Genomic DNA, 13,945 nt, shown 5'->3' on the forward strand with positions numbered 1-13,945 from the left:
GACCATGCGTTTATCGATTTTATTGGCTTTGTGCTGGGCTGTTTTATTGCCGGTCCATGCTTCCAAGAGGGCTGCTAATCCAGAGCGTCCTTCCCAAAGGGTTGCTGCCTTTAGCGTTTACAATCCGGCCGCGCACAAAGCGCCGGGCGATATTGAAACCAATCTTGACCGACCTGAATTTGATTTGGCACGCGCCTTCGACGGCGCTTCACCCAATGCGAGCGTGGACCTTTACAGCGGCGGCCTGGTCATCCAAGCCCAAGACCTCTTCATGCCCGGTCCCTACGGTGTCAACCTGGAAGTGAACCGCGACTTCAACGGCAAGGTGTATGTACCCCGCGCGGATGATCAGCGTGTTCGCGCGCCGGATTCGTGGGTTGGCGTCGGTTGGTCCCTCAACTGGGGCATTTTGACCGTTACCGAACCCACGGTCGTTTTCCAGCTTTCCGGTTACCCCATTCAGCGCATGTACTTGGCCACCGATGGGACCGGAACCGATCCGGCCGGTAACCCGACCCACGATTACCGCTTCGCTTCCCCGATTACCGGCGACCAAATTCAGCCCTACATGTCGAAAAACTTTTGGCGTGCATGGACGGAACCCAGCCAAATCGAGGGCGATCCCATTTGGTATGTGCAAGATACCGCCGGCAAGCTTTTTCAAATCGAGAAAGTAGACCACGCGGTGGGCGGCTATGCAACAACGCGCATCTGGCACCCCAAGTCGCCGTCGACGGACATCCGTTTCGCCTATGAACCGGGTTTCATTCGAATTACCCACCGGCCCGCGCCCGAAAGCCAAAATCAAGTCATGGTTTCTTTGTCCAATGGGGTGCTGCAAGAAATCCGCGCGGGCAATCGCAGCCTGCGCTACCAAGTCTCGCGGTGCGGCGGCAATCCGCAAGATCCTGACGAGCGCAACTGTTTAACAAGTTTCACCAACAGTGAAAACGAGACGACCGCATACGATTACGGCTCCCAGACCGGGAACCGCTACGCGGAACTGGACAAGATCACCACGCCGATGGGTGGGGAATACACCTATGAATACGGCGATGAGACCTATTACCACTTTCTATCGCCCACCGGTGAATACAACACACGGGTGATCTCGCGATGGCGGCGCGGTGATCAGGTTTGGAACTATGACTACCAACACCCGCAAGTTGATCGCTACGACCAGGAACGTCAGTTCTACGTTGCCACCGACGTGATGCTGTTGACGACGGTCACGGGACCCGAGAACACCAAGCAGCAGTACCATTTCAACACCTACAGCGGGGACATCGTAGACGACCAAACGCTGACCACCTGGGCGCACGATGCCGGGCGACTGATCCGTTCGATTGATTACCACCGCGAATACTGGAACCTTGAACCCATCACCGGCGGGCAATATCAAATCGCAAGCGGGTTGACCGAGGACGGACGACTGGCGTCCCTTTATTTCACCCACGCGGCCCACCCGGAGGACGGTAAACAACCCCACGCGTTCCTCTCGGCCAAATCGGCGGACGGGTTCCACCCCAAGGATGAATTCCCGGGCGTTGGCGACGGTCCAAACCCGCTGATCCTCAACGAGACGTCTTACCGGTTCGAGGAGCGCGGCGAGACGGAACTGCCGAAAGGCGCGGTGCTCATGTGGCTTGACGACCCTTACGCGCGGCCCAAGGAAGTTTTGACCAAACGTTTCAACCAAAAGGCGCCTGAAAATAACCATGTCACCCGACGTGAATTGGTTTATGCAACAACCGACGCCCAGAAAACCCACAACCAAGTGTTTTTGGTGGAAGAGGACCGGTTGTTTCACAACGGGCGGAACCCCTCCGTTGACACCGTGATTCTTCCAACCAAAAAAGCGGAAGCAGACACGCCGGCCACCGTCCTCATTCGGGAATACAACGACTTCGGCGATCAAACCACAAGCACCGCCCGCGACAGGGTAACCGACCAAGAGCACACCGTGATCACCACGCCGGAATACCGCAACTTCCGGGTCACGGTTTCAGAACCCAACCGCGACGACATGCGCGTGAACTACCGCGCCGGTTTAGCGTGGCAGGTAGAGAACTTGGTTGAAGGCCAATGGATCACGCTCCGAACGGCGGACTACGACCTGTTCGGCAACATGATTGCCTGGCGCAACAGCTTGGGCCAAGAAACGACCTTTGAATACGACCGCACCGGCCGCATCCGCTTTGAACGCTACCCGCTCATGGTGCCCACCGAAACCCAATACAGCATCGGAAACGGTGGTGTCGTGCGCCGCCAGATTGGCCAGGGGCCCTGGGAAGAGATCTCTTTCGATGTGTATGGTCGCAAGACGGACCACCGCAAGAGTGAAATTCCCTCGGCACAATTTACTTATGTCTATGATGAATTAGATCGTTTGGTCGAACTCACCCATCCCAACGGCGGCGTCGAAACCTGGCGTTTTGATGAAATTGGTCGGGTCACCGAGCTGAAGCGGGAGCGTGACGACCGGGAGGAAATTCAACGATGGCGTTACCTGTCCGGCACGAGTGTGCTTCACACGGACGCGCGGGGTGGTTCAACCTACAAGGCCGATGACGGCGGCGGTTTCCCCTTGCTGTTTGTCGATCAAGCGGGCAATCAAACCGACATCGAAACCGACGCCTTTGGACGGGTGGTCCGGGTAGCGCACGGCACCGCGGTTCGAACCCGAAAATACAGCGGCTTAGGTCGTTTGCTGGAAGAGGTTCACCCCGAAACAGGGCTGCAAACGCTTGAATACGACAGCACGGGCGATGTGCGTATCACGCGGTTTTTTGCCGATCCCGAACAGCGTAACAACCCTTATAAAGTTCACCGCTTCAGCTACGACGGTCGGGGACGGATCAAGCACCAAACCGCTGATTCTCCGGTCTCAAACGCGCCCTTCATCCGGTGGGAATACGATCACGAGAACTTGGTGTCGATCCACAATGAAGAAGCCGACATCGTGTTTGATTACGATGATGCAAACCGGCTTGAGGCACGTCGGTTCCAACTGCGACAGTACAGTGGCGGCCCGTTAATCACGCGCTACGGATACACCGACGAGGGCCACTTGGAGTGGATGGAATACCCGTCCGGTTCCCGTGTCACGCAGACCTTTGACGAAGGGAAACACCTTCGTGGCGCGACGGTTGCAACCGGCTTTGGTGCCGGCCCCCTGGTCGAAGATCTTGAATACGCGCCGGGCCTCGGCCAATCGCCAAACCCGGTGCCTCGTGCCTGGAACTTGGGTAACCAAACGCGGGAAGATCGTTTCTTCGGTCCTTACGGCCGTCCCTTCGCCGAAGAAGTCCGTCAAACCTGGCTGGATGGCGCCCGTGTGATCCGCAAGGAGCGAACCTTCGACATCCTCGGCCGCGTAACCACACACGCGTCTTTTTCCGGCGAAGGCAGTGTCCCCAGCCAGGTGGCGGAATATCGTTATGACGCGTTATCCCGTCTTGTTCGCGCCGATTACCGCGATCAACAAAGCGGGCATAGTCAGTTCGATGAGTTTTATTACGACGTCGACAACAACCTGCTGGCCTATGGCGGCAACGGCGAAAACACGCCGATGCAGTACCCCGTGACGGCTGACTTCAATGAAGACGGCGAAATCAGCATAGCCGATCTGCATGGCTTCGCGTTTGGTTCGGTCGAGGATGGTGAAGCTGAGTTTGCACGCGACTTAGACGGAGACGGAAAGGTCACCTTGCTCGATGCCGCCAAACAAGGCATTAACGTGGCACCATTCGCGACGCCGGAGGAGCCGGTAACCAATCGCTTGGTCGGCTGGGAATACACCGACGACGGCAATGTCACGCAAACGCCTGACGGTAAGCGCTACCAATACAACACCTGGAGCCAACTTGTGGGCTTTGGGGACAACGAACGCTTGGCCTACGGCCCCGAAAGCAACCGCATTCTGGAATGGCGCGACGGCGATTCGGCGAAGAAGTTCACGCTTTTCAATGATTCCGGTGATCCCATTGCCGAGTACCGGTTCGATGGTTCCTCGCTGACCCTGACGAAAGAAACCTATTATTTCGGTGGTAAACCCGTCGCGTCAGATATTTATGAATCTGAAGGCTCCAGTTGCCACGAACGCGTGTGGTTCCACGCGGATTACCTGGGCTCGCCCACCGATTACACCGACGATTCCGGCTCCCTGGCTGGGTTCCAGAGCTTTGCGGCCTTTGGGCAGAAGTGGACATCCGACATGGAATGCGTTCCGGTTGGACGTGGCTTCACCGGTCACCAAGGTTTGGCCGATTCCGATCTCACCTGGATGAAGGCGCGGAGTTACTCGAACCGTTACGGCCGTTTTCTGCAACCAGACCCTATCACCATTACCTTGGGCCGTTTAGCGGATCCCGGCCAACTCAACCTTTACACCTATGTCGACAACAGCCCAACCTTGGGTGTCGATCCTGATGGTGAAGCTGTATGGCACGTCGCCGGAGCCTTAGTCGGCGGCGGCGCAGATTTAGCCTCCCAACTCATTCTCAATGGCGGAGATTTTGACAAGGTCTCCTGGGCCAGTGTTGGCGGAAGCGCGGTCGCGGGGGCCTTCGGTGGCGGCGCATTACGCGCGACAGCCAAACTCGGTGGCTCCGTCGTTAGGGTCGTAGGAAATGAGTTCAAAAAGCAAATGATCGATAACCTAACCGACGAAGTGATCCCCTTGCCAATTCCTTCGCGGAAACCCAAAGGTGCCCCGAAAAAAGGCCCCAGGAACCAACCCTCGAAATCCGAGTGTTTCCCGGTCGGGACCTTGGTTTTAGCGGAGAACGGACTCATTCCGATTGAGGAAATCGAGGTCGGCGATTGGGTTTGGAGTCGTGACGATCAGACTGGGATAGAAGACTGGCAACAAGTGATACGCGTATTTCAACGTGAAACGGACTCACTGCGAGTGCTGAGCTTTATCGATGCTGACGGATCGCTCTTCGAAATTCAGGCAACGGCGGAACACCCCTTCTGGGCAGAGCCTGGGTTGTGGGTTTCCGCTGGTGATCTCGTTCGGGGTCAAAAAGTGTGGACCCGGTTGGGTTGGACTGAAGTTCAAGTAAATCGAACCAAATCAGTGGAGAAGGGGGTTTATAATTTCGAAGTTCGTAACTTTCATACGTATTTCGTCGGTGCTTTTGGATTCTGGGTGCATAATTCCTGTGATGACATTCAACGTATTGGAGGCTCAAGTGTTGACAATTTGAGACTCAAGGAAGCCGAGAAAAACTTGAGCCCTCCGGGAATTTCTGTTTTAAAATCAGATTCACCCCAAGAAGCCGCCGAGCAAATGAGATCGGCCTTTCCGAAAGCAACTAAACTTCATGAAGCGAGTGAAACTGTAGGATCTTCAAGTGCTGAAAAAATTCAAGAAGCAGGATTTAGTGTCATGAAAGATCCAACGAAAAAGTTTCCAAACCATAACAGAATTACTCATCCAGAGGGCGTGGATGGTTTTTCGGATGCCAATCTTGAAAAACTTTCTAACGCATTCAAAGACTCAAAAGGGAATTGACCGTGATAAATGAAACTATTACTATTCTAAACAATACTAAAGAGCCAATAGGAGAAGTCTTAGTAATGGAATTCAAGAATTCTTGGTGGCATGGCAACTTAATTGTTAATCGATTTCCAAAGGACTTGGTGGCGTTATTCTTGGAAATGGAGAAGCTGGTGGAAAATCAAATTTTATCTTTGGTTGACGAAGTATCAGACAATATTGAACTGTTTGATCTTGAAATAACAAAGCCTAACTCTAAACATGGTTGGAAAATCAAAGAGATTCAGATTTATGGATTAGATAGCCCTGTACCTACTGTCTGCTTTAGGCTCCTTGACTAAGTCTAAACCCTGACGCAATTTGCTTTTTGTCTGATAAGCGGCCGCCGTGAAAAAGATCGTGGCGGCCGCTAAATATCTTAAATCAAGAAAGTTAGAAGGCTGTTCTTTGAAAAAGCATCAAGGTCACCGCAATTTCCGATGTTTCGAATAAGGGTTGTTTAAAGCAGGTAGGTTCTGCTTTCTGTTTCGAAGGAAAAAAGAAAATCGGGATAGTGTCTGTGAAAGTTATACTTTAATAAGTGGTCCCTACCGGATGGAAGGGCCTCTCGCAAGGATTAGTTAGATGCGGGGGCTTTTAGCCTCGCGTCGAGCTAAGGCTCTATGATTAAATCGTAAGCTTGAGAAAAAAATGCAAGCCTTGATTTTCTTAGAAGGGGTAGGTGATTTTTTAACATGAAGGATTTCTACGCTTTCCCGGATGTCAAATTTCAAGCGATCTTGAAGAGAATCAGGTTACCTGAGTGCTTAACATCAAACCAGGCAGTTAAATTTTACAATGAGACTGCTTGTACCTCTCACTTTTTGGAGAAGTCGTGACCAAGAAAGAAATTTACATTCAGTTATTGAGAAGCCTATTGCCCGCGGCAAGAAACCTGCTTGCTCATCTTAACCGCGGTTCTGTTTTTCAGGCGAAGAAAAACAAGGCGATTGCTCAAGATGTGTTTGACATACTACGTTTTACCCATCATATCCCCCATCTGTTGCTGTGCGAAAAGGACCAAATAACCAAAAGTGATTTGCGGTTCTTAAGTTGGCAGTGTGATGAGTTCCTCGCCTCTGAGGTAAGTAAAAGTGCTTATGGCGAAGAACCTTCTCGTCTGATCCAGGAACTTCAGGCATTGGCAGATGCACATCCCGAAACATCACAAGGATGTACTGTTCTTTGAGAAACCGCTTGTAGGCGAGTCTAATCTTATTCTTGGAGCTGGAAAATATTGCGGAAAGCCAACCCCGGCCCCTTGGTAAAACCAATCTGCCACGCTTACGCGAAATGGAGCTGGGCCAATGTTTTTTCGTTGTGTTGCCCGATCCATTGGTAGAGCCGGGCCGCGCCCGCCCGGTGATGTGCGTGGGGGGCGCCCTTGATCCGCGCGAGAACCGCATCCGGCCGGAAATCGTCGAGGATCAGGCCCGCGTCGAATCGGTTCACCAGCTCGGCGAGGAAGTGCCAGCCCGAATCGAGGATCAGGGGCAATCCCGCGGCGAGGTACCCGATGGCGCGGCTGGGCAACACGCAGATTTGGTCCGGCGCGAATTCCTTGCGGTGGATGACGGCCTGCCAGCCGTAGTCGCCCCGGGCCGCGTGTTCCAGGAACTGGGCGTAGGGTAGGCGGGCGTGGTAGCGCAAGGCGCCCGCGGCAAAACGTTCGTGGTAGGGGTGGAAACGGGGGTCGCCGTCGTCCAGCGAATTAAACAGCGAGATGCTGAGGTTCGGTTTTGTGGCCAGGGTTTCGAAGAGCGGCAGGAAATCGTAGTCGATTTGGTAGTTGGCCAGGAACTCGGGGTCGGGGAGGATGCCGCCGTAAATGAGGTGGGTCCCGTCCGCGCTACGCGGGGTGTGGGTCGGCGTGTTTTCCAAAAAACCCGCGTGAAAGGCAAGGTAAGGACGGGGCCCCGCCGAGACGACCCGCGCCCAGTAGGGACCGTCGCGTTTACTGACCACCGCCGCCGCCCGTTGCAGGCTGACGTATTCGCCCAACAGGTTGCGCTGGATGGTGCCGGGGTGGTGGCCGAAGGCCGCGACCGTGGTGTCGCTTGGGAACAAGACGTTCCAGTCGAAGATTTCGTGGATGATGCGGCGGTCCGGGAACTGCTGGTAAAGGGCGAGCGCCAGTTCGTTGTTGAACCAGCCCGTGCTGAGGTAGATGGTTTTGGCGCCGGTCCGGCGGATGATGGTGAACACGGCTTGCAGCGATTGGGCGACATTGATTTGGGGGAAGCGGGTGGCCGGTTCGAAGTAATCGCGGCGCCCCGCGAAGACGGAAAGGGTGGTGTCGGGGTTGAAGCAACGGGCCAGATGGGCGTCATCGATAACGGTGGAGCGGCCGCAGCGAATGATTAGGTTTTCGATGCCGGCGGGGATGCGTTGCTCTAGATCGGCGTACCAAGGCGCGCAGGCCGCGGCGTAATCCGGGTGGCGGTAAAGCGCGTGGATGCGCTCGGCTGGGAAGCCGGCCTCCGCGAGCGTGACGGCCATGTCCCATTCGCGACAGGTATGTGACAGCAACACGCCGTCCGCGTTTTGATCGCGGGCTTGGCGCGGGGTGAACACGGGCATCCCGAAACGCGATTCGATTTGGTCGCCCAGCCGGTCGATGATGCCAACCGGTTTAAAGTCAGGTGCTTGTTGGAGCAAGGGGAGCAGGTCGCGGGTGTGGCTGCCGGCGCCGTGGATCAGCCAACGTCCCCGCGGCGCGGCCGCGCGCAGGAAGCGTTTCACACAGTCGGGATCGCGGGGATGGGCGAAATTGGCGGTGACCCGCTCGGCCTCGGCCGCCGCCTGTTGCGGCCAATCCTGCAAACGTGCCTCGGGAATCAGGGTCCAGGGCGATTCGGGGAAACGGGAAACGTGGTGTGGGCTTTTGGGCAAGGGTCGGCTCCCCAATTAATAACGGCGGACGTGGTCGTACAAGCGAATGATGCGGTCGTCCGGTATGCCCAGGGCTTGGGCTTCCGCGACCATTGCGTCCTGGTGGCCGTAGCTGCTGATCACGATTTGGCGGTCCGGCCGGTCCAGCTCGGCCAGTGCTTGCGGGCCGCTGATGGGAATGCCGCGCCAGCGCTGTCCTTGTTTGCGGGGATCGCCGTCCACGATGTGGTAACGACGTTGGGGATCGGCGTGGAAAAGGGTGGTCAGTTGGTACAGCATTTCGGTGTGCAAACCGCCGCCGCGCAGGATGATTTCATGGGCCGTCAGCCGGTTTTGCAGGCGTTGGTGGATTTGGTGCAGTTGCCCGCGCCAATCGGAAAGGTAATCGAGAAGCAGGCCGTGGTCGTTGGGATCGCCTTTGGCTTCGGTCTGGACTGGACCGGGGACCGCGATGATGCGGTAGCCGTTGTAACCCGCTTGCGCCTCCTCCGCTTCGATGCGCCAGCCCGCCTGCTCCACCACCTGCCGCAGCGAGGCGGTGCTGAAGTGGGTTAGGTGCGAGGGCGTGAGGTATCCGTTGATGTCGTTGGTTTTGGCCTTCTCGAGGACCGGAACCTCGACCACCAGGCGGGTTTCCTTTTGGGCGCGGTTGCCCAAATTTTGCAAAACGCGGATGGGGTTGGGCAAATGTTCGAGTACGTGGAACATGGTGATCACGTCGACCCGCTCTTCGACGGTGAATTGCTCAAAATCAGCCACCCAAAACCGGCGTTGCGGCGCGGTCACTCGCTCCCGTGCCGCGTCAATAGAGGCTTGGTCGATGTCGACACCGAGACAGCGGACCGATGGGGGAACGGCGGCGATAAAGCCACCCGCGCCACAGCCGACATCCAACAGCGTGTGGTCCTGTTTGAGCAAGCCAAAGTTCTGTAGCCACGCCACTTGCTCGCCGGGGCGCAGGTCGGTTGCGCCGTAGGAGCGGCCCGCGTCGGCGAACAAAACCGCGAACCCGCGCGGGGTGTAGCAGGGGTTCATGTACAGCGCGAAGCAACGGCGGCACTGGACCTGGTGCAGGTCGACCCGTTTGGCGAGGTGGGGGTGGTCCCCGAAAAACTGGAAATCGGGCAAGCATAATTGGGGGGCGGGGGACGCCGCCTGTTCGCCGCAAACCGGGCAGGGCCGATCCGCGAGGTAGGCCGGGTCCCGCGGCAGGGGTGTGTTTGTATCGGCATGCGCAAATAAAAGTTCGCTCAAAACAGCTCCTGGGTGATGGCGGGTTGTGGGCTCTATCGGCATTTTGCCGTGATGCTTGTGCCTTTTTGCGGAATCGTGCCGCTTTGTTGCTTCATTCGTTTGATTTAGCGTTGTTCGCCCTTCCCCGGAGACGCTATCATATTTTTTCAACTTTTCGCGGGAGGTAGGGTGATGGCGAGCCAACCCATTTCTTTGGTCTGCCCTGTTTGCAGTTCGAGGGCCACCGATCCCGTCACCGAACAAAACCAACAGTTTCTGTTCTGCAAAACCTGTTTTCATCTCAGCCGTCACGATTGGCAGCCCCTGCCCTACCAAAACCGCTACCTGGCCCCAACCTATACGGCCCCGCGCTTGGCCGACCAATACCGTTTCCTCAAACCCGCCTTGAAAGAGGTGTTCCACGTGTTTGAGTTGGGCTGTGCCGACGGGTCCTTCGCGGCCTACCTCAAAGCAATGCAGCCTTCGATTAAACGCTACGAGGGATTGGAAGTCTCGCCCAACGCCGTCGACGCCGAGGGGCGTTTGGAACGGGTTTATCGGAGCTGGCAGGAGATGGAGGCGCTTTCAGAAGGCTACGATTTAATCATCGCCAGCCACGTCTTGGAACACCTGGAAGATCCCAACCACTGCCTGGCCCTGTTTAAGCAACTGATGGAACCCAATGGTTGGTTGTTTATTGAAGTACCCAACCGGTCCGGTCACCCCTGGGTCGATATGGACCTGAACCCCGGCCATTTCCACATGTTCAACACCGCCTCGCTCTCCCGACTGCTGGCCCAACACGGTTTTGAAGTGGTGCACATTGCCTCGAATGCCTGGGAAAGCGTGCGTTACCCCGACAGCTTGCGCGTGTTGGCGCAGCTCTACCAGCGCCCGATGTTGCGACCGGACCGCTGGCAACCGCGCCTACCTGAAGGAATTGAGAGCTTGGTCATTTGGGGCGCGGGCGGCATGACCCGAGAGTTGATCCTGCCCCACCTGCGCGCGTTTCATATCAAAGCCGTGATTGATCGCGATCCCAGCAAGCAGGGCTCCTCGCTGGACGGGATCCCCGTTTACGCGCCGGAAATTCTGCGTTCTCTGGGACCGACCGCGGTGCTGATTGCCTCGCTGGACTACGAGGCCGAGATCGAAGCCGAGCTGCGCGGGCATTTCGATCAGGACGTGACCGCCTTAATTAAGTTAAGCGATATTCTGCGAGAATGAGCGACAGCAGGGTTTAGGGGAATCGCTTATTCAGGCGCCGTCGCGACATTTTCAATATCTGCCCGCGTAGGTTTCGGGTTAAAATTTCCAAATACCCCTTAATTGATTGAACCCGTTCAAGGAGTTATGTCCTCGATGAACACCGCCGTTGCGCCCCGATTCATTGCCGAGGTCTCCAGCAATCACAACCAAGATTTAGACCGCTGTCGGGCCTTTATCGATTGCGCCGCCGACTTGGGTTGTTATGCGGTTAAGTTTCAACTGTTTCGCATCGAACAGCTATTTTCGCCCGAGGTTCTGGCGCGCTCCGAGGCGCACCGGCGCCGTAAAGCTTGGGAACTACCGGCCGCATTTATTCCCGAGCTTGCCGTGCGTTGTCGGCTCAAAGGGATCCAATTCTGTTGCACGCCTTTTGATTTGCATGCGGTGGAGATTTTGAAGCCCCATGTCGATCTCTACAAAATTGCGTCCTACGAACTCCTCTGGGACGCATTGTTGCGGGCCTGCGGCGGCTCCGGCAAACCCGTGGTGCTCTCCACCGGGATGGCCGATATGACCGAGGTCGGTCACGCGGTCTCCGTCCTGCGCCAAACCGATTGCAAGGACTGGAGTTTGCTGCACTGTAGTTCCGCCTATCCCGCGCCGCCCGAACACTGCAACCTCGCCGCCATCGAAACCATGCGCAAGGCCTTTGTTTGCAACGTCGGCTGGTCCGATCACTCCCATCACCCCGGCGTGGTGATACGCGCCGTCCACCGCTGGCAGGCGCATCTTGTCGAATTCCATCTCGACCTAGACCGCGAGGGCGCCGAGTACCAAACCGGCCATTGCTGGTTGCCGGAAGAGATCCGGCCGGTGATTCAAGCCGCCACCCTGGGTGCCGCCGCCGACGGCGACGGTATCAAACAACCCAACCCTGCAGAGCAGCCGGACCGCAATTGGCGCGCCGATCCAAGCGACGGCCTGAGACCCTTGAAAAGTGAGCGTTAAGTCTGATGCCTGAGGCCCAAGCCACCAAAGCTTATGCGGTATTCCACTTGAATTTGGCTTTTTCCGCCTTGGCGATGGAATTGCGCCCAACCGTGATCGAACGTTGTTATCGCCCGCTTTTGGATTTGGTGGAAACCCACAAAATACCGGTCGGCATTGAAATGTCTTCTTGGACCCTGGCCCAGATTCAGCAATTCGATCCCGATTGGGTGGTCCGTTTTCGGGCATTACTTGATCGCGGTGCCTGCGAACTCATCGGGAGCGGCCTCATCCAATTAATCGGTCCGTTGGTGCCGGCCTCGGTGAATCGCGCCAACCTCGCCTTGGGCATGGCGGATTACGAACGGGTGTTGGGACGACGACCGCGCATCGCTATGGTGAATGAGATGACCTATTCGTCCGGCTTGGTGGACCTCTACCACGAAGTGGGTTTCGAAGGGCTGATCATTGATTGGGACAACGCGCGACTGGCGCTGCCCACTTTGCCGGAGCACGGACCTTGGGTTGTGCAGGGACCGGGGGGCGCCTGCCTGCCCGTGCTTTGGTCCGATTCGATCCTGTTCCAAAAATGTCAGCGCTGGGTCCATCGCGATATTACGTCCGTTGATTACCGCGAATATTTGGAACGCCGCCTGGCGCGTGCGCCGGCCGCTTTGCCGCTGTACAGCAGCGATGCAGAGATTTTTGGGTTTCGGCCCAAACGCTACAGCTACGAAACCGAGGCGGCGCCGCCTGACGAATGGGACCGAATCTCCTTTCTTTTTACCGATTTCCTTAAGGGTTACCGCCTCGACTGGTGTCTGCCGTCGCAAGCCCTGCTCGTTCCCGAGGAACCGCCCGGCCCGACGTTTGCGCTACAGACCGCCGCCCACCCGATCTTGGTGAAGAAACAACCTAAGTACAATGTGGCGCGTTGGTCGGTCACCGGCCATTCCGATCTGCATATGAACACCTTGTGCCACCGCGCCGCCGACCTTTTGGCCGCCGATGAGACCGCTTCGCCCGAGCTGATGCGTGCGTTGTGCCTGTTGTGGTCGAGCGACTTGCGCACCCACATCCTGCAAAAACGGCTTAGCCAAGCCAAAGCGAAACTGTCGATTCTGTTGCACCAACTGGGTGGGAACCCCGTGTTCACCCAGGAAGAACCCTTTCCCACCATGGCGCCGGTGGCTGTGGATCGCCTGGCGGATTACGGCGTACGCGAATCGGTGGACTGCGAACATTTTTTCCTGTCCCTCGAAACCGACCATCTTCGCGTGATCTTCAATCTGCGCCGAGGTTTGGCGCTACAGGCCTTGGGGTTTGCCGGGCACGATTTTCAGCCCTTGTTGGGCACCTTGGCGCATGGGTATTTTGATGGGATTGATTTGGGTGCCGACTTTTTCACCGGCCACCTGGTGATTGAACCCACCGGGAAGCGACGCATCACCGATCTCAACCGCGTGCGGCCCAAGTTCTACCTGGACCAAGCCGGCCCGGACCCGTTCCTGGTGGTGGAAGCCGAAATTCGCACGGATCTGGGGGCGATGATTAAGCGGTACCGGCTGAACTTGGCCCAACCCGAGATAACCTTGAGCTATTCATTCCCGGAATGGTCGATTCCCGACGGCACCATGCGTTTGGGTCATTTCACCCTGGTCCCCGAAACCTATGCCGGCCCGTTGCAACTCCAGTGTCACCAGGGAGGCGCGCTGCCGGAAACCTTTATTCTGGATAGAGAAGTGGACCAAAGCCAGGCGCTTAGCTCGGTTGTGTCCTGTTCCGGAGGCCTTGGTGCAACGAAGGGGGTTCTGGCCGTTGGCGATCAAAACCGCGGTGTTTGCATCTCCTGGTGTCCCGGCCAGGCCGCCGTGTTCCCCATGATTCGCCATACGCCCCACGCGCCGGGTCATTTGACCCGCATCATTTTTTCCATGGCCGAGTGGGATGAAACCCGCAAGACTGGTGGGGTTTTGCCCAATATTAACTTTGTACTTCGGCCCTATCAGTCTTTTTTAAATGCGCTACAATAAACGGGTTTTTGTGGTTGATCCCAGCCTTTTTGTGAATGACCGATGT

8 protein-coding genes are annotated in these 13,945 nt (G+C 56.6%); 6 read left to right on the plus strand and 2 right to left on the minus strand.

The window, feature by feature from the left end; all coding sequences use genetic code 11:
* Nucleotides 1-4: 4 nt before the first annotated feature.
* The 3 genes from J3U88_RS05875 to J3U88_RS05885 all read left to right on the plus strand — a co-directional run bounded on the left by J3U88_RS05875 (nt 5) and on the right by J3U88_RS05885 (nt 6,734).
* A complete protein-coding gene (locus J3U88_RS05875) occupies nt 5-5,521 on the plus strand; it encodes a polymorphic toxin-type HINT domain-containing protein (protein ID WP_207857519.1) in 5,517 nt (1,838 codons plus the stop codon).
* Between the two features lie 65 nt (nt 5,522-5,586).
* On the plus strand, nt 5,587-5,847 hold the full coding sequence (locus J3U88_RS05880) for a hypothetical protein (protein WP_207857520.1): 261 nt from the start codon (nt 5,587-5,589) through the stop codon (nt 5,845-5,847).
* Nucleotides 5,848-6,380: 533 nt separating this feature from the next.
* Nucleotides 6,381-6,734, plus strand: a complete 354-nt coding sequence (locus J3U88_RS05885) for a hypothetical protein (RefSeq protein WP_207857521.1) — start codon at nt 6,381-6,383, stop codon at nt 6,732-6,734.
* Between the two features lie 95 nt (nt 6,735-6,829).
* Here the strand turns inward: J3U88_RS05885 and J3U88_RS05890 are convergent, their stop codons facing one another.
* Both J3U88_RS05890 and J3U88_RS05895 read right to left on the minus strand, forming a co-directional pair.
* A complete protein-coding gene (locus tag J3U88_RS05890; RefSeq protein WP_207857522.1) occupies nt 6,830-8,437 on the minus strand; it encodes a hypothetical protein in 1,608 nt (535 codons plus the stop codon).
* A gap of 15 nt (nt 8,438-8,452) precedes the next feature.
* Nucleotides 8,453-9,691 carry a class I SAM-dependent methyltransferase gene (locus J3U88_RS05895; RefSeq protein WP_207857523.1) on the minus strand — a complete coding sequence of 413 codons (1,239 nt, stop codon included), beginning with the start codon at nt 9,689-9,691 and terminating at the stop codon, nt 8,453-8,455.
* A gap of 171 nt (nt 9,692-9,862) precedes the next feature.
* On the opposite strand from J3U88_RS05895, the gene J3U88_RS05900 reads away from it, so the two are divergent.
* From J3U88_RS05900 to J3U88_RS05910, 3 genes are all read left to right on the plus strand, one after another.
* Nucleotides 9,863-10,897 carry a class I SAM-dependent methyltransferase gene (locus tag J3U88_RS05900; RefSeq protein WP_207857524.1) on the plus strand — a complete coding sequence of 345 codons (1,035 nt, stop codon included), beginning with the start codon at nt 9,863-9,865 and terminating at the stop codon, nt 10,895-10,897.
* Nucleotides 10,898-11,032: 135 nt separating this feature from the next.
* Nucleotides 11,033-11,887, plus strand: coding sequence for an N-acetylneuraminate synthase family protein (locus J3U88_RS05905; RefSeq protein ID WP_207857525.1), 855 nt, complete (start codon nt 11,033-11,035; stop codon nt 11,885-11,887).
* A 5-nt stretch (nt 11,888-11,892) separates the two neighbouring features.
* Nucleotides 11,893-13,899, plus strand: coding sequence for a hypothetical protein (locus J3U88_RS05910; RefSeq protein WP_207857526.1), 2,007 nt, complete (start codon nt 11,893-11,895; stop codon nt 13,897-13,899).
* The last annotated feature ends 46 nt before the right edge of the window (nt 13,900-13,945 follow it).

Origin of the sequence: Acanthopleuribacter pedis (genome assembly GCF_017377855.1) — a bacterium.
In the GTDB taxonomy this organism is placed as follows: Bacteria; Acidobacteriota; Holophagae; order Acanthopleuribacterales; family Acanthopleuribacteraceae; genus Acanthopleuribacter; species Acanthopleuribacter pedis.

What these genes read in the sequence shown, in the direction of transcription:
- J3U88_RS05875 (WP_207857519.1), top strand. Translation starts at nt 5, where the DNA reads ATGCGTTTATCGATTTTATTGGCTTTGTGCTGGGCTGTTTTATTGCCG.
- J3U88_RS05880 (WP_207857520.1), top strand. Translation starts at nt 5,587, where the DNA reads ATGGAATTCAAGAATTCTTGGTGGCATGGCAACTTAATTGTTAATCGA.
- J3U88_RS05900 (WP_207857524.1), top strand. Translation starts at nt 9,863, where the DNA reads ATGGCGAGCCAACCCATTTCTTTGGTCTGCCCTGTTTGCAGTTCGAGG.
- J3U88_RS05905 (WP_207857525.1), top strand. Translation starts at nt 11,033, where the DNA reads ATGAACACCGCCGTTGCGCCCCGATTCATTGCCGAGGTCTCCAGCAAT.
- J3U88_RS05910 (WP_207857526.1), top strand. Translation starts at nt 11,893, where the DNA reads ATGCCTGAGGCCCAAGCCACCAAAGCTTATGCGGTATTCCACTTGAAT.